The sequence below is a fragment of the Pedobacter sp. AC379 genome (genome assembly GCF_979258145.1).
On the sequence record NZ_OZ409839.1, the window covers coordinates 2,457,450 to 2,480,343 of the forward strand.

Consider the following 22,894-nt stretch of genomic DNA (forward strand, 5'->3'; position numbering starts at 1 on the left):
TTATGTTGATTTATATGGTGTTAAGGTAGTTATGCAGCAACTGAGCAATTCTTTCTACTGTACCTGCAACAATTTCTGTTTGATTTCCGTGAAAGTTCATCCGTTCGGAAAAAATATGTTTGCCATTGCTGTGGGCATAAACAAACATGGTTCCTACTGGTTTTTCGGTGGTTTCGCTTCCGCCCGGGCAGGTAAGTCCTGTAACGCCGATGTGGATATCTGCCGGGATAAGCACTTTAAGCCCTTCGGCAATGGCCTTTGTTACCTCCATAGATTCAGGGGTAAATTTTTCGATAAGGGCATGTTCTACATTTAATAAAGCTTCTTTCAAACTGGCATCATAACAGGCTATTCCTCCTTTAAGAAAATTGCCTGCATTATATATTAATGAAAAATCGGCAGTTAAACGGCCTGCCGTTGCGCTTTCTGCAAAGGCCAGAGAAAGCTTTTTAGTAATGAGCATTTTGCCCACCTGTATAAGTGTTTCGCTGATCATATTTTATTGATGTTTCTCCTGTTAGGTTCATTACTTAAACATTCTTTTTTCTGTAGTGGTTTTTACGAAGTGTTAAAACTTATGGTTGTAGAGCCTCATTGGTAATTAAGCAGGCATAACCGAAGAAATTCTGTGGGAAAAACGTAAAAATTTATAAAACCTTTTGTTTTTGTGAAGGTTCTTTTAAAAGCCATCTGCAATTAATAACAGATTAATCATCACAACTATGGAAAACAATCAACAGGAAACCACTTCCCAGACCAGTTTACCTAAAGAAACCGAGCTACCGGAAAACGCGGATTACCGTGGCATTGCCGGAAAAGCAAGTTTAAAAAGTGAGCCGATGGCATCAGAAAACAATGCATTGTCCGGAGAAGCAGATTACAACAACAACGAAACGGATGAAAATCCCTTAATCCGGGGCATTTAAAATTTTACCTAACAAAACATACATGAAAAAACAAGACAGCGGTAGCTCACCTAAGCTGAGTACCAAAACGGTAAACGGGGAATCTTCCCCACTCAAAGAACTTTTTATTGATGGTATCCGCGACCTTTACTGGGCCGAGAACCACCTTGTTAAATCACTTCCAAAAATGATTTCTGCTGCAACTTCATCAGCACTCATTTCTGCTATAGAATCTCACCTGAGCGAAACAAAAGGACATGTAGCCCGGATAGAGCAAATATTTACGCTACTTGGCGAAAAAGCTGTAGCTAAAAAGTGTGATGCTATGGAGGGATTAACCAAAGAAGGAGAGGGTGTAATTGAAGAAACCCAGCCCGGAAGTGCCACAAGAGATGCAGGTATTATATTGGCATCGCAAAAGGTAGAACACTATGAAATTGCTGCTTACAACGGCCTTTATCAGTTAGCCACAACGCTGGGGCTTCAGGAAGTAGCAGATGTGCTTGAACAAACCCTTTCTGAAGAGAAACTTGCCGACAGTAAACTCTCTGATATTGCCGGAAATGAAGTTAATTATAAAGCAGCAGACGAATTATAACATAAATAATGGCAAAAAAAACAACGCCAGCTAGCGGTAAGCCCGCTCAGGCAGTTAACGACAAAACCAATAAGTTGGAAGAATTTGTTGCAGATGCTACTGCACAAAAAATGAAGACCAACCATGGTGTTAAAATAAATGACGATCAAAACTCGCTTAAAGCCGGAGATCGTGGAGCAACATTGTTAGAAGATTTTATCCTTCGCGAAAAAATCACCCACTTCGATCATGAACGGATTCCTGAACGCATTGTGCATGCCCGGGGATCGGCAGCCCATGGCGTATTCAAAGTATATGAGGATATGTCATCTTTAACCAAGGCAGCATTTCTTTGCGATCCAGGTGCAGAAACGCCTGTATTTGTAAGGTTTTCTACCGTAGCAGGTTCTCGTGGATCAACAGATCTTGCACGTGATGTTAGGGGATTTGCAGTAAAATTTTACACCCAGGAAGGCAATTTTGACCTTGTAGGCAATAATATGCCTGTGTTTTTTATTCAGGATGCGATGAAATTTCCTGATTTGGTACATGCGGTAAAACCCGAGCCGGATAATGAAATTCCGCAGGCAGCATCTGCACATGATACTTTCTGGGATTTTATTTCGCTGATGCCAGAATCATCGCACATGATTATGTGGTTGATGAGTGATAGGGCAATTCCGCGCAGTTACCGAATGATGGAAGGATTTGGCGTACATACCTTTAGGTTTGTTAATGCCGATGGGGTGGCCAGTTTTGTTAAATTTCACTGGAAACCATTGCTTGGTGTGCATTCTGTAGCTTGGGATGAGGCGCAGAATATTTCTGGAAAAGATCCGGATTTTCACCGTCGCGATTTATGGGATGCCATTGAAGCTGGCGCTTTTCCAGAATGGGAACTTGGTGTGCAGATTGTACCAGAAGAGGATGAATTTAAATATGATTTTGACCTTTTGGACCCCACCAAAATTATCCCCGAAGAACTTGTACCTGTGCAGCGCATCGGGAAAATGACACTGAACCGAAATCCTGACAACTTTTTTGCAGAAACCGAACAAGTGGCATTTCATGTTGGGCATGTAGTGCCAGGTATCGATTTTACCAATGATCCGCTTTTACAAGGCAGGTTGTTTTCTTATACCGATACCCAGCTGATCAGGTTAGGTGGACCGAATTTTCATGAAATTCCGATTAACCGCCCCGTAGTACCTGTTCATAATAACCAACGTGATGGTTATATGCGCCAAACCATTAACAGGGGTAAAACCAGTTATGGCCCGAATGGTATTGCCGCAAATGATCCCGCCCAGGTAAAAGCATCAGAAGGAGGCTTTGTTTCTTATAACGAACGTATAGATGCCAAAAAAATAAGGGCGAGAAGCAGGAGCTTTTTCGACCATTTTTCGCAGGCAAGATTGTTTTTAAACAGCCAGTCTGAAGCAGAAAAAAACCACTTAATCGATGCCTTTAGCTTTGAGCTAGGTAAGGTAAAAATGGTACCCATCCGCGAACGTATGCTAGGCTTGTTGGCGCATGTAGATAAGGCTTTAGCCGCAGCAATAGCCTATGCGCTAGGGTTGCACGTACCAGAAATTCCACTCGAAGAACTGAATGGAAGTGTTCCGGCTGATGCTTTGCCAGGTGATTATACGCCTGAACAAAAAGAAGGAAGTATTGCAAAATCGGAGGCTTTGAGTATGGCAGATACCATTAAAGATTCTATCGTTACCCGAAAAATAGCTATTCTGGCTGCTGATGGAGTAGATGGAAAATCGCTAAGCAAAATTAAAGATAGCCTTGTTGCTAAAGGGGCTGTTGTACACATTATTGCTCCAAAACTTGGCGACATTATTTCTGCCGAAGATCAGTTGATTCAGGTTGATGAAAGTTTCCTTACAGCCGCATCAGTATTGTATGATGCAGTTTATCTTCCGGGCGGTGTTAACAGTTCTGCAACATTAGAAGCGGAAGCAAATGCTGTTCATTTTTTAAATGAAGCATTTAAACATTGTAAGGCAATTGCTGCCGATAGCTCAGCCATACAAGTGCTCGAAGCAGGTTATTTCTACAAAAAACTGCCTGCAGAATATTCAGAAGATACGGTGTTGAGAGAAGGTATAATTGTAACAGATAACCTTTCTACACTTTCAGATTTATTTCCGCGAATGATTGCAATGCACCGGTTCTGGGATCGTGAGGTGCCAAGAAAAGTGCCAGCTTAACGGTACAATATATTATATTTTAATGAGCCGGGGCCTGTCCCCGGTTTTTTTTGGTTGTGCGTTAATTTAAGGCCTTATTTTCCATTCATTATCCATTTATAAAGAACAAATTCTTTGTAGCACCTGTTATTAAAATATTAAATACTTAATGAATAAAGAAATGACAGAATTTAACGAAACAAGCAAGCCATTAACCGCAGAAGAAGCAGAAAAATTTGAAGCGGGCGTAATCGAAACTGTTTGGAGCGAAACAGGCGAACCACATTATGTAATTAAAAATGGTCTGAATGTACAGGAATATGCTTCTTTAGCTAAAAAGTCGTTAGAAAATGAGCGTATTATAGCCCATGATTTCACCAGTTATGTAATTAATGAATCAGGTGAGCGTGCAGATTTCGAATATAAATCGGGATGGTTCCTCGAAGGGCTTGCCGAACAGGAAATGGAATAAGCTATTTTATAATGTAAACCTGCGTTAAGAAATAAATTTTGTAAAACATAAGCATTAGCAGATATGATAAATCCTTTTGTTAAAACAGTAGTTTGTAGTATTGCCGGAACAACGATGATGACTGCCTCAAGTGCGCTAATGTCGTTAATAGGCCAGGATTTTAGAGAGCCTGAACGTTTAAGAGGTTTAATTACCAGAGCATTGCCCTTTATCCCAAAAAAAGCAAGATCGCTTTCTGCCTGGGCAGCACATTATGCAATGGGAGCTGCATTTTCAGCTGTTTATGTAAAGCTTTGGGAATCTAAAAAATTGAAACCTACCGCAACCTGCGGACTCACTTTAGGTGCGGCAAGCGGCCTGATCGGAATCGCCATATGGAAAGCAACATTTGCCGCGCATCCTTTAAGTCCATTAATGAATTATAAGCGTTTTTATTTACAGCGTATTCCTGCCCATATCGTATTTGCAATATTTGCAACAATTGCTTACCAGGCGATGCAAAAACAAGAAGAGCGCAAAAATGATATAGAAAAGCAAGGAAGCATTTAGCTCAGTTAAAAATTTAACTATTCAAGCATTATTCAGGCATGTATTCCATATGCATCACTTGCCATAAAGCATAATTTATCCATTAAACGGCTCAGTTCACCGTTGTCTGATTGATCAGTGCACGTTCAGGAATTTGCTGATGAATCGCTTCCAACAACTTCGGAAGCTGTTTTTCCTTTACATTTCCCTTTAAAATTACGTTTTGATCTGTTATAACCGCCCATGATTCCGGGTGTTTTGCCAATAAACTATCTGCCAGTAATTTCAGGTCATGATCCTGACCAAGATAAAGTGGTCCGATTGCCAGTTGATCATCAATATGTTTAATTACATGGATAGTACCCAGCTTTTGAAGAATGGCCATTTTAGATTTATAAGTGGGGCAGTTACCCCATATTTTTACATCCCGGTTTTTAACAGTAAAGTTTACACCAGCGAAATTTACATCTTCCTTGGCTTTTATGGTAAGATCGGCCTTGATTTGCTTATCTTTTTCATAGCTGTTGCAAGAAACTATTAATAGGATGCATACTAAAAAGTAAAGGATGGCGTGGCGTTTCATATTTTTGATTGTGAGAATAATAAATTGGTATGTAAATGTCATTATATAACCGACTGCTCTTAAAGGCAAAATACAAGAGAAAATTGTCATCCCGACTGAAGCAAAATCCGATTTAAATTGGAGATCAGAAATCTTTAAACGATGTTGCAGAAAGGTTAAAGATTTTTCGATAAACAACCTATTAAAACCGGTAAACTTCAATCGAAATGACATTAATATTCAGCCTATAACAGGCCTGCTATTCCGTTTGATGGCGCTTTCCATTTTAGGTTAACAATTTTCCCATCTATTAATCCAGTTCGGCTCCGTTCTACGAAAGTCGTCTGGCCAGGTGGTACATGCAACCGTTGGCGTTTGTCATCAATGTGTTCTGCTATGGAGATCTTATCCCTTTGCGCACTATTTCTCTGTTTTTCCATGATCTTTTTTTAATAGGGAACTGGCAGAAATGCAGCTCGGTTTTGTAATTTTTATTTTCAGGTATATTTTGCTCCCTTATAAAACAAATTCACGTACTTAACGTAGCACGAAACGGTATTCTACATCCAAACTACCCAGGCTTTAGTGCTGTTATGCTAGTGATAATGCCGTGTTGCAATGAACTTTAGCACAGAAATATGGAACTCTGGATACGGCGGGTTACCGATCGTTATGCTCTTAATAATTGGAGTTGCATAAAACTATTGCTGCGGGAGATCGGTTTTTTTAATAAACATATTCGTTGTAAACCCTGTAAAATAGGGGATTAAAATTTCAGTTATGGCTAAATTTATTTGTTTTTTTATTGTTCTAGTAGGTTTTTGCGCTTCAGGTTTTTGCCAGGTTCCAACCGGAACGCGACAGCGCAGTACAAATGATACATTGATTAAAAAAACTGTTCCAGCTGCGGATAAATACAATAAAAAAGCTACCAAATGGCCAAAGCGCGATAGTTTGAAAAATATTCCTGCAAAAAAGGATACCATAGGGCGGATTCCGTACAAAAGCAAAAGAAATAAAGGCAATCAAAAAAATTAACACATTCGGTTATGGTAACTAAAAATCATCATAGGATGGGGTTAAAGTACATTGTAACACTCTTTGTTTGCCTTTTTGGTATGGCAGCCTGCAGGCAGGAAGGTAAAAATTCTTCTGCATCAGTACCCAACGCATGGTACCGCAATAGTATTGTATATAACCTTGATGTAGATATTTTTAAAGATAGTGACGGTGACGGGATCGGCGATTTTAAAGGGCTTACTCAGAAACTGCCCTATTTGGATACATTGGGAGTAGATGTAATCTGGCTTTCACCGTTTCAACCTACACCGGATAAAGATGATGGATATGATGTGAGCGATTATTATGGTATTGATCCAAGATTGGGAACTATGGCCGATTTTGAGGCTTTCATTTCCGCATCGAAAAAACACAATATCAAAATAATTATGGATATGGTGCTCAACCACACCTCTATCGAACATCCCTGGTATCAAATGGCACGGGCCGATAGTAGTGGCAAATACCGTAACCGATATGTATGGTCGAAAAAGAAACCAAAAGATTTCGATAAAGGAATGGTGTTTGAAGGATTTCAAAGCGAAACATGGTCTTATGATGAAATTGCGCACCGTTATTATTTTCACCGTTTTTATGATTTTCAGCCAGACTTAAACTACCAGAACAAAGAGGTACAACAGGAAGCCATTAAAGTGCTCCGTTACTGGTCGGCAAAAGGGATTAAGGGCTTCCGGCTTGATGCAGTTCCTTTTATTATTGATGTGCCTGAGTCTGGTGCGGCAAATCCGGCAAAGATGTTTGGTGTACTGGATTCCATCGTTAGCGGTGCCAAATCTATTGATCAGCAAACTTTATTGCTGGGAGAGGCGAATGTTGCACCAAAAGAAAACCTGGATTATTTCGGTGAAAAGGGCAATAGGTTACAAATGATGTTTAATTTTTATGTCAATCAATACCTTTTTTATTCCATGGCAGAAGGGAAAACAGAAACTTTGATAGATGCCTTAAACGATACCAGGCAAAAGCCGCTACCCTCACAATGGGCTTATTTTCTGCGTAACCATGATGAGATCGATCTTGGCAGACTCAGCAAATCCCAACGCAACAAAGTTTACGAAAAATTCGGTCCTGAGTTAAACATGCAGCTTTACAACCGGGGCATCAGGCGGCGTTTGGCACCGATGTTACATCACATGGAACAGATTAAAATGGCCTACAGCATACTGTATTCATTGCCGGGCATGCCAGTTATCCGCTCAGGAGAGGAAATTGGAATGGGAGATGACCTTACATTAGCCGAAAGATTATCGGTACGTACCCCAATGCAGTGAGACAGCACAAAAAACGCAGGGTTTAGTACGGCTAAAAAAACATTCAGACCTGTAATTTCAATGGGCGATTATGCCTATCAGAAAGTGAATGTTGCTGCTGAATTAAAAGATCATCAATCTTTGCTCAATTTTATCAAAAAGCTGATCGCCATACGGAAATCCCTACCCGAAATTGGCACTTCAGATTGGCATATACTCAAGCTTAAAAACGATGCGATTCTGGCTATTGAGTATAAAACACCATCCGGTAAGATTATCACGGTGCATAATTTTGGGAATAAAGCGGCTGAAGTAGAAATTCCCATCACAGGCGCCGAAAAGGTGCTTGTTGGAAATCCAAAAAGCATAAAAAATGGAAAAATTAAAATTGCAGCTTATGGCCAATTGTGGCTTAAAAATTGACTTTTTTAATAAAAAAAACCTGGCTGGAAACAAAGCACGTAAAAAAAAGCTTTATTCCAGTATAGAATAGAGTGATTGTATGTTTTGTTAAAAACGGCAAGCAAAAAAATCACAAAAGGGAGAAAGAAAATTGATTTGGCTTGTATTTCTTCAAGAATCAAGCCTGTTATTAAGTAAAAACGAATATGAAAAGAATTGTAATTATAGGTGGCGGTTTTGCCGGGCTGAATCTGGCCAAACGCTTATCTAAAAATGCGGAGCATCAAATTATACTGGTTGATAGGAACAACTACCATTTTTTTCCTCCGCTTTTATATCAGGTAGGTACTGCCTTTATCGAATCATCAAATATCAGTTATCCTTTCAGAAAGATGTTCCACGGCAAGAATATCCGTTTTTTTATGGGAGAATTTCAGCGAATTGATCCGGTTGCAAAAAAGGTAATTACGGATAACGGCACATTGGATTACGACATTTTGGTGTTAGCCATGGGTACCGAAACCAACTTTTTTGGTAATCAGCAGGTTAAAAAGTATGCGCTTCCAATGAAAACTATTGATGATGCATTGGAACTGAGAAACCATGTTTTGCTCCAACTCGAAAAATCTGTGCGGGCAACAGCTCATGCAGATCGGGTGAGGTATTCCAATATTGTTATTGCAGGCGGTGGCCCCACAGGTGTAGAACTGGCAGGAATGCTTGCCGAAATGGGCCGAAATGTGATCAGTAAAGATTACCCGGAAGCCGATGCTTGGCCAGGCAAAATTTTCCTGGTAGATGGGCTGCCCACCCTTTTGGCACCCATGAGCAAAAAAAGCCAGGAAGAGGCAATTACGGTGTTAAAAAAGCTCGGTGTAGAAATTTTACTCGGCAAGCTTGTTCAGAACTATGATGGCGAAAAGGTTTCACTTTCTGATGGAATGGAGATTTTTTCTTCAACGCTGATCTGGGCATCTGGTGTGGTTGCAAGGAAAGCTGATGGAGTTCCGGAAACATCGCTAGGCAAGGGTAGAAGAATTCTTGTTGATGAATTTAATAAGGTAAATCAACTTCAGGATGTGTACGCAATAGGCGATCAGTGCTTCCAAACCACTGATCAGGCTTTTCCCAATGGCCATCCCCAACTTGCGCAAGTGGCCATTCAGCAGGGAAACCTCCTTGGTAAAAACCTTAATAAGCAAACAAATGAAAAATGGGATGCCTTTAAATACAACGACAAAGGCTCTATGGCCATTATTGCTAAATTTAAGGCTGTGGTAGATCTTCCGAAAGGATTTTTTAGCGGATTTTTTGCCTGGCTGGTGTGGCTGTTTATCCATATCATTCCTATTGCCGGGTTCAGGAACAAAGCAAAACTTGCCTTCAACTGGCTGTGGAGTTTTTTAACCAACGATCCAACCCTTAGGCTTATTGTAAGGCCAGATACGCAAACAAAAGATGTAAGTCAACCCACTGCACAAACGGCTAAGAGGGCGCAATAAAATTACATTTAAAGTCAATCTATAAAACGCATTCTGCAATTTCGGGCAAGTAAAAAGCCCTCCGTTTCTGGAGGGCTGTTTTAATCTAAATCGTCCCGTTGATTTAATTGATATTGTAAAATTAACAGATCAGAGCATTAATTTAAAGTGGTTTTATACTCAAATTAAACAGTACATGTACTTGTTTTCTGAACGTTATAATTCCTTTTTGTAATTTTCGAATCCATTATTTAAATCGATTTAGTGGCTGCTGCCGATTCAATATTAATGTTGCTATATGTCCCATAAGAGCCGATTACAGCTACTTCAATAGCAACAAGATAACCTTTACGGAGATCAATCTTAAACGAAACCTCATCACCCCTTAAGGGAATTTGGGAAGAACCATCAGCGTAAAATTTAATTCGCTCATCGTTGGTATCATTAATTAAGCCAACGCCAGCTGTTTTATTGTAGGCAAGGACCTGTCCTTTTCTCATCTGTTTTATTAATTTAGTACCGCTGCCAATGTTTTTCATTTAAAGTAAAACCTTAAATAGTTTTACCCATTTGGTGTGGTAAAATGGTTATTGAAATGATCATCCTCCGGGAAGTTTTGGATTATACCCCTACAACATCCCTGAAGCTTAACTTATTAATTAAATTTTATATAAACTGTAAACGGATTATTTCTGGTGTGGTTATCAGGCAATGAGGTGACGAACCTTACTGTGAAGTTTGGCATAATCAAATGGTTTAAATATAATCCCGTCGGCCAAACTAGGAATTTTTTTTGCCTGTGCTTCAAGCATCGCTGTTATCAGCAGGATAGGGATTTTCTGCGTTTCGTTTTTATGTTTTATTAAATTGCAGAGCTCTCTTCCGTCGCCATTGTTCAATAAAATGTCCATTACAATAAGGTCTGGCTTAAAGCTTGTTATCGAATTTTCTAGTTCATCACTATCAACAATACTCAGTACTTCAAAATACTGGTCTTCCAGAACCGCTTGGATGGCTTCTGCATTGCTCTGATCGTCATCAAGTACAAGAATCTTTGACATAAGTTTTTTGTTTGGATGGTATAAATAAAGCTATTGTCCGCATGTTTTAGAGCGTAAAGTATTTAAATGCCGATTGGAACTGCTTTTAGTCATCATTTGAGGAAAACGCAAGGCAAAACACTTACCTCTAGGCCCCTCATTATTTTTGACAATACCTTATTCTCCGGTTACTTTGTAGACAGGAATAAATTTATGCATAAGCAAAATCAATTACGAGCGAAAAACATAAAAAAGGTATTTGTATGGTATAGAAGGTATTTTTCCTTAATGAATAAGTATAAATACCTGTTTTTTTACGGTGGAAAGTACGATTAATCTAATCTTCAATCCAATTTTTACTTAAGCACCTACACAGTATAAAACTACCTGTAGCAATTATGCGTTTTTAAAATAGGTTTGAATCCTCATGTTTAATGATTCGCCTGAAATTACCTTTGTGTAATTGTAGCTAAAACAATAATTTATTCTGGCTCCAAGGCAAAATTTTATCTTTTTTGCAAGGATAAATGCATTCGAAATTAAAAAACGGGTGATAAATGGAATTTCAATTCATTTATGCTGATAAAATTGGGAAACAGATAAGCTTTTTTATCATTCATTAATCCAGAATGCTGTTTTTAAGGCATTTTAAAGATTAAACCATTTATTATGTTGCTAAAACCGAAAGAATCGCTGAGCGAACAAGATGTTAACCAAGGACTAAAAATAGTGATTTGGGATGGTTTGGCCGCAGAAGCAATGACGGTTTTTTCAAGTGGTACATTTTTAGTTTCAATGGCACTGTTACTGGGTGCTAATAGCCTACAAATTGGTGTTTTGGCTGCCCTGCCATTGGCAACAAATGTTTTTCAGCTTGCTTCGGTATGGCTGGTTGGCCGTTACCACAACCGCCGTATTGTTGCTGTACTTTGTGCCTTTTTTGCAAGGATACCGCTGCTTTTGGTAGGTTGCAGTGTACTTATCTTCTCTGGGTTATCTTTAAACCTGCTAATTTTTATGCTTTTTTTCCATTACCTTTTCGGCTCCATAGCAGGCCCCAGCTGGAACTCCTGGATGAAAGATATGGTGCCGGAAAATATGCTCGGAGAATATTTTTCGCGAAGAAGCCGTTATACCCAAATCCTAAACGTAGTTTTAAGTATCGCACTGGCTTTCCTTTTGGATTACATCAAACAACAGTATCCGGATTTACAGCTCAGTGTTTATGCCATATTTTTTTCTGTGGCCGGTACTGTAGGGCTTATCGGTGGTTTCATTCTTTCAAAAGCCCAGGAACCACAGTCGTACCTGTCCGACCAGAATGTATTTGGCCTGTTTAAAATTCCATTAAAAGACCCTAATTTCCGTAGGTTACTGGTATTTAACTGTGCTTGGGCATTTGCCCTAAACATTGCAACGCCTTTTTTTACTGTTTTTATGCTTGCAGATTTAAAATTATCAATTTCTTATGTAATTGTTTTAGGCGTTGCAGGGCAGTTGGCAGGTATATTAACACTCCGGCTTTGGGGTACATTTTCTGATCGTTACAGCAACAAAAGCATTATAGGAGTTGCTGCGCCACTTTACATTATTTGCATTTTAGCCTGGTGTTTTGTGGGCATTTATACACAGCAGTACGCCAATCTGCTGCTGCTATTGTGTATCCATTTGTTAAGCGGTTTTGCAACTGCCGGCATCAATCTTTCTCTCAATAATATAGGGCTTAAGCTGGCACCAAAAAAAGATGCAATCGTTTATCTTTCAGTTAAAAATATTGTTGTAGCTGTAGCCTCTTCATTAGGCCCGCTTCTTGGCGGAGTTTTGGCGGTATTTTTTGCCAGGCGGAAACTGCTTGTCACCATCGACTGGAATTCGCCTGTACTCCATAAAACATTCAAAATGCTCGAACTTCACGAATGGAACTTTTTATTTGTAATCGGTGCTTTTTTTGCCTTATTGTCCCTCAGCAGGCTTTCACGCGTAAAAGAAATTGGAGAAATCCATAAAAATACCGTGCGGAGAATTATGCGCACTGCAATCAAAAATAACCTGCGTGATTACTTCCTCATTGGTGATATCATTTCCATACACGAACAGTTAAAAGCCAGTGTAAGGGCCAGGCGGAACAGAATTAAACTACCTAATGGTGCCGATCAGCAGAATCCTTAAATAACGAGGCACAAAATACATTTTAATCATTAAGGCGGTTAAAACGCATGCACTATACGTATTTGTACGATGTTTTTAGCGAATTATACCTGTTTGTGAAAAAACAAAATCACTTCCCTGTAGAAATGGTTACTAAAGCGAATACTTCCTTCACTTAAACCATTTATAGTATGATTACACTCGGTATCAATGCAGTTTTTCACGATTCTGCGGCCTGTATCCTTAAAGATGGAATACTACTCGCTGCCGCAGAAGATGAGCGCTTTACCCATATTAAACATGGCAAACGGCCAATACCATTTAACACTTACGAACTCCCTTTCCATGCGATAGATTATTGCTTAAAAGTTGCAGGAATTCACTTAAAAGATGTTGACCATATAGCCTACTCATTTGATCCCGGGTTACTTATAAATCCAGACCTTAAAAATCAACCTGTTTGCGAAATCCCGCTTTATCCAGGCAACATTACCGATAGTACTACAGGCAACCCATGGGATAACCTCTTTCTATCTTCCATTTTACATGCACCGCACCAGTTGGTTGATGGTTACCCACACCATTTGCAAAAACGCTTTTACGGTGCTAAAACGAGCGACTGGCAATGGCATTATGTAGATCATCATGCAGCACATGCCGCAAGTGCCTTTTTCCCGTCACCTTATGATGAAGCAGCTATACTTACCCTTGATGGGAGAGGAGAGGTGGCCGCTACAACTTATGGTATTGGCAGGGGAACAGAAATGACAAGGATTAACCAGGTTAACCTTCCGCATTCATTGGGTTTGCTTTACGAACGCCTAACCACGCATTTGGGTTTTCTGCATTCTTCTGATGAATATAAAGTAATGGCGCTGGCCTCTTACGGAGAACCCCGATTTGCTGAGCAGTTTAGGGAGATTATCCAGGTGGGCAACAACGGCCAGTATACCGTAACCAATGAAAATTTAACCCAGCGTTTTGGTGCCCCAAGATTAAGGGATGAGCCTTTTACGGCATTCCATTTTGATCTTGCACGCTCACTGCAACTGGTATTGGAAGAAACTGTACTCAAACTCGTAGATTATCTTCACCAGATAACACAGGTGCCCAATTTAGTTATGGCAGGCGGTGTAGCCTTAAATTGTGTGTTAAATGCCAGGATAAGGGATTTAGGCCCGTTCGAAAATGTTTGGGTGCAGCCTGCCGCAGGCGATTCGGGCACTGCACTTGGAGCAGCCATGTATGTAGATATTAACGAACGGAAAACGCAGAAAAGGGAATTTGTGATGGATCACGTTTACTGGGGCCCTGAATATAGCGATACAGAAATTGAACGGTTTTTAAACTGGGCAAAAGTACCTTTTACCAAAATGGATGATATTGCAACTGAAACAGCCACCTTACTTGCCGATAATAAAATTATTGGGTGGTACCAGGGCAGGATGGAATTTGGCCCCAGGGCACTAGGTAGCCGATCAATCCTGGCCTCGCCAATAGATCCGCGCATGCAGGCGATGCTTAACGAAGTAAAAGACCGCGAAGATTTCCGCCCGGTGGCACCTGTGGTGTTAGAAGAAGATGCACATCTTTGGTTCAAAAGTGCAGAATTTTCGCCCTTTATGCTCTTTATTTATGATGTACTCAAAGAAAAAGAAGATCAGATACCTGCAGTAAGGCATACGGATGGTACTGCAAGGGTACAAACGATTAATGAACAGCAACACCCGCAATACTACCAGCTGTTGCGTGCCTTTAAAGAAATTACTGGTGTGCCTGTATTGATCAATACCTCATTTAATACCTTGGGTAAACCAATCGTTTGCTCCCCACGTGATGCTGTTGAATGTTTCTGGACATCACCTTTTGATGCACTTATTATAGGATCATATTTAATTACCAAAACAGATGCAAAAAAAAATATCGGTAGTCATACCAACCTACAACAGGTTCAACCTCTTGTGTAATTGCTTAGAAGCATTGAATAAACAAAGTTTGGCTGGCAGTGATTTTGAAGTTATTGTGGTAAATGACGGACCTGATGAGCAGATCGTTAAATCCCTTGAAAGCCAAAAGAATAACTATAATTTTCACTTGTATTTGCGCTGTACAGCTGAAAAAAAAGGTCCTGCCGCCGCCCGGAATCTGGGTTGGCTGATGGCCAATGCACAGCTTGTGGCTTTTACCGATGACGATTGCCTGCCGCACAGGGATTGGCTGAAAAGTTTTCTCGAACATCATCAAAACCGCGAATTGGCCGCTTACAGTGGAAAAACAATTGTTCCGCTTTATCCAAACCCAACTGACTTTGCGCTCAATACTTCCAGACTTTCAGAAGCAGATTTTATAACAGCCAACTGTGCCTGTACAAAAGCTGCACTTTTTAAAACCGGAGGTTTTGATGAGCGTTTTGCAATGGCCTGGAGAGAAGATTCTGACCTGGAATTTAAATTGATGCTGGCAAATATCCCCATTTTCAGGAATGAAGACGCAGTAATTGTTCATCCGGTACGTGAGGCGGCCTGGGGGGTAAGCTTAAAAGAACAGCGAAAAGGGATATACGATGTGCTGCTCTTTAAAAAATATCCAGGGCTGTACAGGCAAAAAATACAGCGCTTTCCCATATGGAACTATTACCTCATTGTACTGCTGGGTTTACTTGGCATTTCTGCAGCATTATCGGGTTACACAGCAGCTTCTAAATGGATTATTTGTGGGATGCTGTTATTAATGATAGGTTTTGCAATAAAACGGCTTAAAAAAACAAGTCGATCCAGCAAACATGTGGCCGAAATGCTGGTTACCTCGGCACTTATTCCTTTCCTCTCTGTTTATTACCGTTTTTGTGGGGTTATCCGCTACAGGAAACTCCTCTTTTAATATGGAGCTGGCTTTATTGCAATTGAGAAAAATCGGGATATTCAGGGCTTTACAGCTTGGAGATTTGTTGTGTGCCATGCCGGCGTTTAAAAATCTTCGTTTGGCCTATCCAGATGCAGAAATTGTTTTTATAGGGCTGCCCTCTTCCAGGAGCTTAATTGAACGTTACAGTGAACTGTTTGATCGTTTTATTAAATTTCCGGGTTATCCGGGATTGCCCGAAATTCCATTTGATGAAAACAGGTTTAATCGATTTTGTAATGATATTGCGCTTGAGGAATTTGATCTGATTTTGCAAATGCAGGGAAATGGAACCATTGTGAACGCAATGCTCAAAAAATGCTCGGGGAAGTCCCTGCTTGCCGGATTTGCGATTGATGCTGGCGAGCTTGCAGCCAATCCTTTATTAATGCTTTATCCCAATTACGGGCACGAAAGTTTAAGGCACCTTGCTTTAATGCAGCACCTGGGCATACCACTGGCAACAAAAGAAATGTTTTTTCCGCTGCATCAGGCTGATTTTGAAAGGCTTAATAAGTTAAATGTTGGCGAAGGTTATATCTGTATGCATTGTGGTTCGCGTGGTGCCTGGCGCCAATGGCCACCCGCTAATTTTGCGGGTATTGCAGATTATTGTGCCAGACATTCTTTCCAGGTTGTACTTACCGGAACAGCTGAAGAACTCGGAATTATTAACCAGGTAGCAGCTTTGATGGAACAGAAACCAATAATTCTGGCCGGTAAAACCGATCTGGGCATGTTAGGGGCATTGCTCAAACGCTCGGGTGGATTGATATCGAACTGTACAGGAATATCTCATCTGGCTGTTGCCCTTAAGGTAAAAAGTGTTGTAATGAGTATGGACGGCGAACCAGAGCGATGGGGCCCGCTTGATACCACTATACATACAACCATTGATTGGACAAAAACACCGGATTACGCATTGGTAGAAGAGGCTGTTAAACAGATGCTGTCTCATTAAGTAAATCTTCAAAAGCACTTAGTATTTTTTTTGCATCTGGAACTGTTGCTGGTAAAGGATAAGCTTTTTCTGATTGAAAACGTAACACCTGGTTGCTGCTTTGTAAGGCTTTGGGAACATCGAATTCGATAACCCTGCAAGGTACCATCCACGGGCTGTGTTGAGGGTTGGTTCTTGCATATAAGGCAAGTACTGGCGTGCCAACCGCGGCAGCAAGGTGCATAGGGCCCGTGTTAACGCTAACCATTGCTCTGGCCATTGCAATACAGGAGGTAAGTTCTTTTAAATTAAACATTCCCGCAACAACAATGGCACAATTACCTATTTTTACAGCAATATTTTCTATTGTTTCTCGCTCTTTGCTGTTTCCGCTTAATAAAATAGGGAGGTCGTATTTACTGGCCACCAGTTTTGCCAGTTTTATCCATTCTTTTTCTGGAAACTGCCGTTTCTCTTCAGAAACACCTATGTGGAAGATAAAAAAGCCATGTTTTTTCAGTCCAAGCTCATTTAATTTGGCATTTGCGGCATCTTTCTGAACAGCGATCCTAATCTTTTGATCTGATGTGGTGGCACCAATAAAAGCGCAAAGTTTTAAATCACGCGCTACCTGGTGTGTAATTTCAAAATAGGGCTCAGGATCTGGCAACCAATGGGTAAGCAGGCCATAAAGGTTTTCTCTGCAATAGGCCGCCCGCAATGGGATCCCTGCCATAAAAGCCATCATTATTGATGGGGCAGGATTCTGACTGGAAACATTGAACAGGATACAACCATCAAAATCCCGCGACCTGATCGTTGCAATTGCATCTGAAAATGCATCGTAGGGTAAAGCATTTGCGGTTTTTATCCAGGGGAAATCATAGCATATCACCTCATTTATCCAGGGTAAAAGTGATGCAGCTTCCAATGCCATGGTGGAGGTAAGCAGGGTAATATCACATTTAAAACTTTCGCTCAAAGCCCTGATCGCAGGGGCCGACATCAGCAAATCGCCCATATTATCTGGCCGGATAACCAATATTTTCTTACATGATTTCCATTCCATTAATTTACGGTATTGGAGTTAAAAAGCGTTAAGTTCTGCTTAATTTTGCTGATTACATTGGTTGTCGACCTGTTTGCCACCGTTGGAAGAAAAACGATTTTGCAGCCAATATTGCGTAAAATCTCCTCTTCGGGCAAAAATTTATGGCGGTAATCGCCACCCTTAACAAAAACATGCGGGCGGATCTGTTTAAGGAGCGGAACAGGCGTATCATCGTCCATTTTTCCAAACGGAATGATATGATCAATGCATGATAGCTCAGAAAGTACTTCAATCCGGTCGTTTAATGAGTTAATTGGGCGTTGAAGCCCTTTTAACCTTTTTATACTATCATCATTGTTCAGTCCTACAATTAGAATATCGCCTTCCGCTTTTGATCCTTTTAAATAACTCACATGGCCACTATGCAGAATATCGAAGCAACCATTTGTAAATACAATACGTTTTCCCTGTGCTTTGTAACTGTCAATCAGTTCTTTAATTTCCTTTTTATTGCTTAATAATTTGGGTTTTTCGCTAAAATGGTCTTCCAGTTGTTTAATGCTACATACGGCAGTATGGGGCTGGTTGATTACAACTGAGGCTGCACATACGGCGAGGGTGGTGGCGCAGGCAAGGTCGGCACCGCTGATCAAAGCCATTAGTGCTGTGGCTAAAAAAGTATCGCCGGCACCGCTTACCTGTGGATTTATCACCTTTGGCACCGGATGATGAAAACTGAAACTACCTTTTTCGAAGCAGCAAACACCTTCCTCATCCATGCTGAGCAGGATGTTTTTTGCACCGCTGTGCTTATACAGGCATTCGCCCCAATTTTTTACCTGTTCTGCACGGTTAAGGTTAACGCCATTTAATTGGCATAATGCTAATGCTTCTATATAATTTGGCTTAATCAGTGTGGGTTTAAGCATAGTATACCGGGTTAAATTTTTTGCATCAACCGCAATTATTTTTTTATTGCTTTCGTCAAGTAATCGCAAGCCATCAATCAGTTCATTGGTAATTACTCCTTTTTCATAGTCGGAAATAAATATTGCATCCACCTGCTTAAAAACTTTTTTTATATTGCTGATAAGTTGTTTGCATGTAGCCGCTGCAACAGGCTCACAGCTTCCTTCATCATAACGCACAATTAATTGTGTAGAAGAACTCACCCTTGTTTTGCAAAGTGTGGCCCGCTGATTATCATTAATGATTAAACCCGTATTTATATTGAGGTTTTTAAGTAGTGCTAAAAGCGTTTCGCTGTGGCTATCGTTGCCGGTTACCGAACATAACATTACCTCGGCACCTAATGCGCGCAGGTTGGCAGCAACGTTGGCCCCACCGCCGGGGCAGGCGCTGTTTAAATTCAAATCGATTACCGGAACGCTCGCTTCAGGTGCTACGCGGCTACAGTTACCTTGCAGGTATCGATCGAGTATCAAATCTCCGATAACCAGTATTTTTTTATTTCTGAAGTGCTTTAAAATTTGTTGGTATGGGGTTGAAATGGTTTTCATGTTTTAGGTTTTTTAAGATATATTCGCCTGCAGCAGCAAAATCACCAGCGATAAAATCTGGAATACGTTGAGGCGCATCTGCCATATCCCATTCGGTTTCGTTTCCGTTATCAATTAATATCGATCTGCATCCGGCAGTTTTCCCGGCCTCTACATCATTCAGAATATCTCCAATCATCCATGAGCCGTTAAGCGAAATCTGGTGTTCGTTTGCAGCCCTGATAATTAAGCCCGGATTGGGTTTCCTGCAGTTGCATAATTTTGCACAATGTGAAACACTACCATCAGGGTGATGCGGACAGAAATAAAAACCGCTTAAGTTTACTCCATAATCATACAGAAGTGCTGCCATGCGTTTTTCTACCTTTTGCAAGTCATTTTCATTGAAATAGCCAAATGCAAGTCCGCTCTGATTCGATATTACGATGAGCTTAAAATGCCCGGAGAGCATTGCAAGGGTTTCGCCCACGTTTTTTTCCAGGCTGATCAGATCCGGGTTTGCATTGTATGGGATATCGGGAATAAGTGTTCCGTCTTTATCCAAAAAAATTGCACATTTAGCTGCCATAACTGTTAAAAACTGTTTCAGGCTTTGATAATGCTGGCAAAAGTTGTTCTTTAGCCGCAGTTTTGTTGGTAAATGCTACATTAAACATTCTATTTTCAATTATTGTACAAAGCAGATGAACCAGGTGAAGGTGCATTTCCTGTATGCGTTGGGTGCTGTTAGATGGAACCACGAGATTCAATTCGCCATAGCTTGCTGCGCGCCCACCATCTTTCCCTAACATATTAATGCAACAGATTCCTTTCTTATTTGCCATTTGCATTGCCTTTATAATGTTATCCGAATTACCGCTTGTGCTCAGGCAAAGCAATACATCGCCCTGCTCTCCGTAAGCTTGTACCTGCCTGGCAAAAACATCATCATACCCAAAATCGTTTGCCCAGGCTGTTATAATAGCCATATCTGAATTGAGGGATATTGCCGGAAGCCCTTTGCGGTGAGGTACTTCAAAACGGCCTACCAACTCCGCTACAAAATGTTGACTTTCGGCCGCACTGCCCCCGTTTCCGCAAACCAGAATTTTATGACCTGCTTTTAATGCCCTGCTCATCATTTCGCCAGCCAATGCAACTTTTGTACTTAACAATCTGGAAGTGCGCTCAAAAGTTTTGGCTCCTTCTTCAAAAGCTTGTTGTATCATTTCGAACTCCTGCTGCTGCATTTTATGTTGATTGGCGTGAATGCCCTGATAGCAATCGTGCAGTTGCAAGGCGATTTTTTTCCATGTAAAATTTTCCTGTACATGCCGGATGGCATTATCCGACATTTCATTGAGTAAAGCTGAATCAGACAACAATTGTTCTATTTTTTTTGCCAGTAGTTCAGGCTGATTTGGCGGAACCAAATAGCCCGTATGGCCATCTTTAACGGTAAATTTAATGCCACCTACAGCCGATCCGATAACCGGGGTGCCACAGGCCATGGCTTCAATTGGGGTAATGCCAAATGGTTCATACCATGGTGTAGTAATGAAAATGTCGGCCGCACTATAGTAATACCTTAACAATCCGCGGTTTTTCTGGCCAACAAAATCAACTGAACCTTCAATGCCATGCTGCCTGACTAATGCTTTCAATCTTTCCAGTTCGGGATCTTTACCTAGTGAATCCTGTTCGCCCCCCACAATTATCAGGCGCAATTTATGGTCGGTTTTAACTTTTGCAAAAGCCTGGATAACGTTGTCGATACCTTTACGCTTAACCATCCTGCCCAGCTGTAGCACTATTTTTTCTTCGTCACCTATTTCGAGCAGGGTTTTTGCCGTAGGCTTTGCGATTGGGTAGAAATCGTCAGGACTGAAACCACAAGGAATCATCACCATTTTTTCAGGATCAGCACGGTAATAAGTGCGTAAATCTTCTTCATCCTGTGGGCATTCTGCAATGATCTTGTCGGCCTGCTGCACAATGGCACGTTCAATATCAACACGCTCAGGCGGGAAACGGTCCATTTCCTTCTGATGGATTTTTCTGATATGGCCAAGCGCATGGAAGGTAATTACAAATGGGATATCCAGCCGCTCCTTCAGTTCCATGGCCACCAGTCCCGACATCCAGAAATTGGCATGGATAAGCCGGTACGATATTTTGTTGCGCTTGATGAAATATTCCATCTCCTTTCTGAAATCCTTCATATAGGGTAGCAAGTCTTCCTTATCAATTTGCTCTTTAGGGCCTGCATCTACCAAGATGACACGTACATTCGTACAAAAAGTATTTACTTCTTTGGAAACGATGTTTTCCCTGCGTGTAAAAATGTCTATCTGATAGCCCTGCTCGCCCAGCTGCCTTGCAATTTCTGCAACATAAACATTTTGGCCGCCATTATCTTTTCCCCCAAGTAGGGCAAGGGGTGAAGCATGTTCACTTATAAATGCAATTCTGTTAGTCATAGGTATAGTTTTAGATGTGATTAGTTTTTTCTATAAGCTTCTTCGCCCTTACTTTTTCAAACAGCCTATGCCATTCGTGGGTAAACCTTTCAATACCAAAGCGTTCTTCTGCTGTTTTACGTGCATTGTTGCCCATGTTTTTGGCAAGCTCGGGGTTTTCCAGTAGCAATTCCATATCTCTTTTTAACATCTCAATATCGGTACGGACAAACCCCGAATAACCGTTTTTTATAGTAACCGACATTTCTGTAGTGGCAAGGCCGATGATTGGCATACCCAGCATCATTGCCTCACATACTGCCAGGCCAAGGCTGGTATAGCGGATGGGATTAAAAAAGAAACGGTAATTGGAAATAAACTCAGGAAGCTGCGGATGAAGCACTTCACCGATGCCATATGCTGCAGCACCCATACCCACCAGATCAAGCGGTATGGTTTTACTTAATTCTTCAAAAATATCGAAGCCTAACAGGCGGCCGCGGGCAGGTAAATTATTAATTACTACAATTCCACGTTCAAGGCTGCCTTTATAAAGGTGCTTACTGCTTGTTACGCCATGTTCAATTACCAGCGTTTGCAATCCGGGGCTATGCCACATTAAACTGTTAAAATGCGTAACGTGTACTAGCGTAACAGATGGGTCGGTTACCGGATGCCGCGCGTCGGTAGGATGGTCCCACGGTGGATCGTGCTCCAGGTATATTTTTGGCAGGCTGCGTTGCGCTTCAGAAAGTACCTCAAATTGATCCCTTAGGTAATTTTCATCAGTTTGAAACAAGATGATGTCGAAATCCAGCTCCCGCACCTGTGCCGCCGGGATTTCTATTACATTGCTACCAAATGGAAAAGTTTCTCCGCGGCCAACATAACCCTCACTCTTAGTTTCATTTACAGGAATATAAATATCATAATCCCCTTGTGAAAGGTAAAATAGGTAACTGCCATGGATGTGCCATGTAAAAATTTTTATCCTGTTGGTATCTTGCATAATTATGGTCTATTTTGATTGCTTTTTTAACACCCAAAATGATCGTCTTAAGGGTTGATGCTTAAATAACTGCACTTCTTGGTGTATTGTTCGTTGTGCAAATACCTGTTTTAGCCCGGAAAAATACCTGTATGTGCTGCTTGTAAACCCTTGTTTAGAACAGTTTTGCGTCGTGGTTTTACGCAAATTGCAGCGCGTTCATGTATTGCAATACACCGGAATAATTTTATCAAAGGATTAGATAAAGGGATGCCAAAATTTACTCAAACGTTGAATAAGTGCAGCAAGGCATAAAAATGTAATTCAATTGGTTAGAATTGATAAACTGATTGGAGCTTTGGCTGATCGTTCATCTCTATTTTTTTTTGTAAGATTTTGTATTTCCTCCT

21 protein-coding genes and 1 pseudogene are annotated in these 22,894 nt (G+C 40.9%); 12 read left to right on the forward strand and 10 right to left on the reverse strand.

Annotated elements, in window-relative coordinates; translation table 11 throughout:
• Positions 1-10: 10 nt before the first annotated feature.
• Positions 11-496, reverse strand: a complete 486-nt coding sequence (locus tag ACZZZW_RS11115; protein ID WP_463493390.1) for a CinA family protein — start codon at positions 494-496, stop codon at positions 11-13.
• 226 nt (positions 497-722) lie between these two features.
• Between ACZZZW_RS11115 and ACZZZW_RS11120 the strand changes: the two genes are divergently transcribed.
• The 5 genes from ACZZZW_RS11120 to ACZZZW_RS11140 all read left to right on the forward strand — a co-directional run bounded on the left by ACZZZW_RS11120 (position 723) and on the right by ACZZZW_RS11140 (position 4,704).
• On the forward strand, positions 723-926 hold the full coding sequence (locus ACZZZW_RS11120) for a hypothetical protein (RefSeq protein WP_055903399.1): 204 nt from the start codon (positions 723-725) through the stop codon (positions 924-926).
• Positions 927-948: 22 nt separating this feature from the next.
• Positions 949-1,503 (forward strand): YciE/YciF ferroxidase family protein, encoded by a 555-nt coding sequence (locus tag ACZZZW_RS11125; RefSeq protein ID WP_055903403.1) that lies wholly within the window; start codon positions 949-951, stop codon positions 1,501-1,503.
• An 8-nt stretch (positions 1,504-1,511) separates the two neighbouring features.
• Complete coding sequence (locus ACZZZW_RS11130; protein ID WP_463493393.1) at positions 1,512-3,704, forward strand: catalase; 2,193 nt, start codon at positions 1,512-1,514, stop codon at positions 3,702-3,704.
• A gap of 148 nt (positions 3,705-3,852) precedes the next feature.
• Entirely contained in the window at positions 3,853-4,155 is a 303-nt protein-coding gene (locus ACZZZW_RS11135) for a hypothetical protein (RefSeq protein ID WP_463493395.1), read from the forward strand.
• 63 nt (positions 4,156-4,218) lie between these two features.
• Positions 4,219-4,704, forward strand: coding sequence for a hypothetical protein (locus ACZZZW_RS11140; RefSeq protein ID WP_463493397.1), 486 nt, complete (start codon positions 4,219-4,221; stop codon positions 4,702-4,704).
• A 91-nt stretch (positions 4,705-4,795) separates the two neighbouring features.
• Here ACZZZW_RS11140 and ACZZZW_RS11145 read toward each other — a convergent pair whose 3' ends face one another.
• Both ACZZZW_RS11145 and ACZZZW_RS11150 read right to left on the reverse strand, forming a co-directional pair.
• Positions 4,796-5,266 carry a BON domain-containing protein gene (locus ACZZZW_RS11145; protein WP_463493399.1) on the reverse strand — a complete coding sequence of 157 codons (471 nt, stop codon included), beginning with the start codon at positions 5,264-5,266 and terminating at the stop codon, positions 4,796-4,798.
• 224 nt (positions 5,267-5,490) lie between these two features.
• Positions 5,491-5,685 carry a hypothetical protein gene (locus ACZZZW_RS11150; RefSeq protein ID WP_463493401.1) on the reverse strand — a complete coding sequence of 65 codons (195 nt, stop codon included), beginning with the start codon at positions 5,683-5,685 and terminating at the stop codon, positions 5,491-5,493.
• Between the two features lie 340 nt (positions 5,686-6,025).
• Between ACZZZW_RS11150 and ACZZZW_RS11155 the strand changes: the two genes are divergently transcribed.
• The 3 genes and pseudogenes from ACZZZW_RS11155 (at position 6,026) to ACZZZW_RS11165 (ending at position 9,479) form a co-directional block, all read left to right on the forward strand.
• Positions 6,026-6,283, forward strand: coding sequence for a hypothetical protein (locus ACZZZW_RS11155; protein ID WP_463493403.1), 258 nt, complete (start codon positions 6,026-6,028; stop codon positions 6,281-6,283).
• Between the two features lie 80 nt (positions 6,284-6,363).
• Positions 6,364-7,998: pseudogene (locus tag ACZZZW_RS11160) on the forward strand (alpha-amylase family protein).
• 185 nt (positions 7,999-8,183) lie between these two features.
• Positions 8,184-9,479 (forward strand): NAD(P)/FAD-dependent oxidoreductase, encoded by a 1,296-nt coding sequence (locus ACZZZW_RS11165; protein WP_463493405.1) that lies wholly within the window; start codon positions 8,184-8,186, stop codon positions 9,477-9,479.
• A 230-nt stretch (positions 9,480-9,709) separates the two neighbouring features.
• Here the strand turns inward: ACZZZW_RS11165 and ACZZZW_RS11170 are convergent, their stop codons facing one another.
• Together ACZZZW_RS11170 and ACZZZW_RS11175 are read right to left on the reverse strand one after the other, a co-directional pair.
• Complete coding sequence (locus ACZZZW_RS11170) at positions 9,710-9,958, reverse strand: hypothetical protein (RefSeq protein WP_463493407.1); 249 nt, start codon at positions 9,956-9,958, stop codon at positions 9,710-9,712.
• 204 nt (positions 9,959-10,162) lie between these two features.
• On the reverse strand, positions 10,163-10,519 hold the full coding sequence (locus ACZZZW_RS11175) for a response regulator (protein WP_055903433.1): 357 nt from the start codon (positions 10,517-10,519) through the stop codon (positions 10,163-10,165).
• Positions 10,520-11,167: 648 nt separating this feature from the next.
• Between ACZZZW_RS11175 and ACZZZW_RS11180 the strand changes: the two genes are divergently transcribed.
• From ACZZZW_RS11180 to ACZZZW_RS11195, 4 genes are all read left to right on the forward strand, one after another.
• The gene (locus ACZZZW_RS11180) at positions 11,168-12,667 is read left to right on the forward strand and encodes an MFS transporter (protein ID WP_463493410.1); all 1,500 of its coding nucleotides are present in this window, start codon (positions 11,168-11,170) and stop codon (positions 12,665-12,667) included.
• 170 nt (positions 12,668-12,837) lie between these two features.
• On the forward strand, positions 12,838-14,613 hold the full coding sequence (locus ACZZZW_RS11185) for a carbamoyltransferase family protein (protein WP_463493412.1): 1,776 nt from the start codon (positions 12,838-12,840) through the stop codon (positions 14,611-14,613).
• The gene (locus ACZZZW_RS11190; protein WP_463493414.1) at positions 14,555-15,526 is read left to right on the forward strand and encodes a glycosyltransferase family 2 protein; all 972 of its coding nucleotides are present in this window, start codon (positions 14,555-14,557) and stop codon (positions 15,524-15,526) included. Before ACZZZW_RS11185 ends, ACZZZW_RS11190 begins: the two co-directional genes overlap by 59 nt.
• Before the next feature lies 1 nt (position 15,527).
• Positions 15,528-16,508, forward strand: a complete 981-nt coding sequence (locus tag ACZZZW_RS11195) for a glycosyltransferase family 9 protein (RefSeq protein ID WP_463493416.1) — start codon at positions 15,528-15,530, stop codon at positions 16,506-16,508.
• Here the strand turns inward: ACZZZW_RS11195 and ACZZZW_RS11200 are convergent.
• From ACZZZW_RS11200 to ACZZZW_RS11220, 5 genes are read right to left on the reverse strand one after another with little or no spacing between them, the layout of a single operon-like run.
• Positions 16,486-17,556, reverse strand: a complete 1,071-nt coding sequence (locus ACZZZW_RS11200) for a glycosyltransferase family 9 protein (protein ID WP_463493418.1) — start codon at positions 17,554-17,556, stop codon at positions 16,486-16,488. The two genes, ACZZZW_RS11195 and ACZZZW_RS11200, sit on opposite strands and share 23 nt — an antisense overlap.
• Positions 17,556-19,058 carry a PfkB family carbohydrate kinase gene (locus ACZZZW_RS11205; protein WP_463493420.1) on the reverse strand — a complete coding sequence of 501 codons (1,503 nt, stop codon included), beginning with the start codon at positions 19,056-19,058 and terminating at the stop codon, positions 17,556-17,558. Before ACZZZW_RS11205 ends, ACZZZW_RS11200 begins: the two co-directional genes overlap by 1 nt.
• Positions 19,006-19,626, reverse strand: coding sequence for a D-glycero-alpha-D-manno-heptose-1,7-bisphosphate 7-phosphatase (locus tag ACZZZW_RS11210; RefSeq protein WP_463493422.1), 621 nt, complete (start codon positions 19,624-19,626; stop codon positions 19,006-19,008). The genes ACZZZW_RS11205 and ACZZZW_RS11210 overlap by 53 nt, the downstream gene beginning before the upstream one ends.
• Entirely contained in the window at positions 19,616-21,517 is a 1,902-nt protein-coding gene (locus ACZZZW_RS11215) for a glycosyltransferase (protein WP_463493424.1), read from the reverse strand. The genes ACZZZW_RS11210 and ACZZZW_RS11215 overlap by 11 nt, the downstream gene beginning before the upstream one ends.
• Positions 21,518-21,527: 10 nt before the next feature.
• A complete protein-coding gene (locus ACZZZW_RS11220; RefSeq protein WP_463493426.1) occupies positions 21,528-22,505 on the reverse strand; it encodes a glycosyltransferase in 978 nt (325 codons plus the stop codon).
• Positions 22,506-22,894: the final 389 nt, after the last annotated feature.

Excerpts from the sequence above, each read along its gene's own strand:
- ACZZZW_RS11115 (WP_463493390.1), bottom strand. The coding sequence starts at position 496 with ATGATCAGCGAAACACTTATACAGGTGGGCAAAATGCTCATTACTAAA.
- ACZZZW_RS11120 (WP_055903399.1), top strand. The coding sequence starts at position 723 with ATGGAAAACAATCAACAGGAAACCACTTCCCAGACCAGTTTACCTAAA.
- ACZZZW_RS11125 (WP_055903403.1), top strand. The coding sequence starts at position 949 with ATGAAAAAACAAGACAGCGGTAGCTCACCTAAGCTGAGTACCAAAACG.
- ACZZZW_RS11130 (WP_463493393.1), top strand. The coding sequence starts at position 1,512 with ATGGCAAAAAAAACAACGCCAGCTAGCGGTAAGCCCGCTCAGGCAGTT.
- ACZZZW_RS11135 (WP_463493395.1), top strand. The coding sequence starts at position 3,853 with ATGAATAAAGAAATGACAGAATTTAACGAAACAAGCAAGCCATTAACC.
- ACZZZW_RS11140 (WP_463493397.1), top strand. The coding sequence starts at position 4,219 with ATGATAAATCCTTTTGTTAAAACAGTAGTTTGTAGTATTGCCGGAACA.
- ACZZZW_RS11145 (WP_463493399.1), bottom strand. The coding sequence starts at position 5,266 with ATGAAACGCCACGCCATCCTTTACTTTTTAGTATGCATCCTATTAATA.
- ACZZZW_RS11150 (WP_463493401.1), bottom strand. The coding sequence starts at position 5,685 with ATGGAAAAACAGAGAAATAGTGCGCAAAGGGATAAGATCTCCATAGCA.
- ACZZZW_RS11155 (WP_463493403.1), top strand. The coding sequence starts at position 6,026 with ATGGCTAAATTTATTTGTTTTTTTATTGTTCTAGTAGGTTTTTGCGCT.
- ACZZZW_RS11165 (WP_463493405.1), top strand. The coding sequence starts at position 8,184 with ATGAAAAGAATTGTAATTATAGGTGGCGGTTTTGCCGGGCTGAATCTG.
- ACZZZW_RS11170 (WP_463493407.1), bottom strand. The coding sequence starts at position 9,958 with ATGAGAAAAGGACAGGTCCTTGCCTACAATAAAACAGCTGGCGTTGGC.
- ACZZZW_RS11175 (WP_055903433.1), bottom strand. The coding sequence starts at position 10,519 with ATGTCAAAGATTCTTGTACTTGATGACGATCAGAGCAATGCAGAAGCC.
- ACZZZW_RS11180 (WP_463493410.1), top strand. The coding sequence starts at position 11,168 with ATGTTGCTAAAACCGAAAGAATCGCTGAGCGAACAAGATGTTAACCAA.
- ACZZZW_RS11185 (WP_463493412.1), top strand. The coding sequence starts at position 12,838 with ATGATTACACTCGGTATCAATGCAGTTTTTCACGATTCTGCGGCCTGT.
- ACZZZW_RS11190 (WP_463493414.1), top strand. The coding sequence starts at position 14,555 with ATGCAAAAAAAAATATCGGTAGTCATACCAACCTACAACAGGTTCAAC.
- ACZZZW_RS11195 (WP_463493416.1), top strand. The coding sequence starts at position 15,528 with ATGGAGCTGGCTTTATTGCAATTGAGAAAAATCGGGATATTCAGGGCT.
- ACZZZW_RS11200 (WP_463493418.1), bottom strand. The coding sequence starts at position 17,556 with ATGGAATGGAAATCATGTAAGAAAATATTGGTTATCCGGCCAGATAAT.
- ACZZZW_RS11205 (WP_463493420.1), bottom strand. The coding sequence starts at position 19,058 with ATGAAAACCATTTCAACCCCATACCAACAAATTTTAAAGCACTTCAGA.
- ACZZZW_RS11210 (WP_463493422.1), bottom strand. The coding sequence starts at position 19,626 with ATGGCAGCTAAATGTGCAATTTTTTTGGATAAAGACGGAACACTTATT.
- ACZZZW_RS11215 (WP_463493424.1), bottom strand. The coding sequence starts at position 21,517 with ATGACTAACAGAATTGCATTTATAAGTGAACATGCTTCACCCCTTGCC.
- ACZZZW_RS11220 (WP_463493426.1), bottom strand. The coding sequence starts at position 22,505 with ATGCAAGATACCAACAGGATAAAAATTTTTACATGGCACATCCATGGC.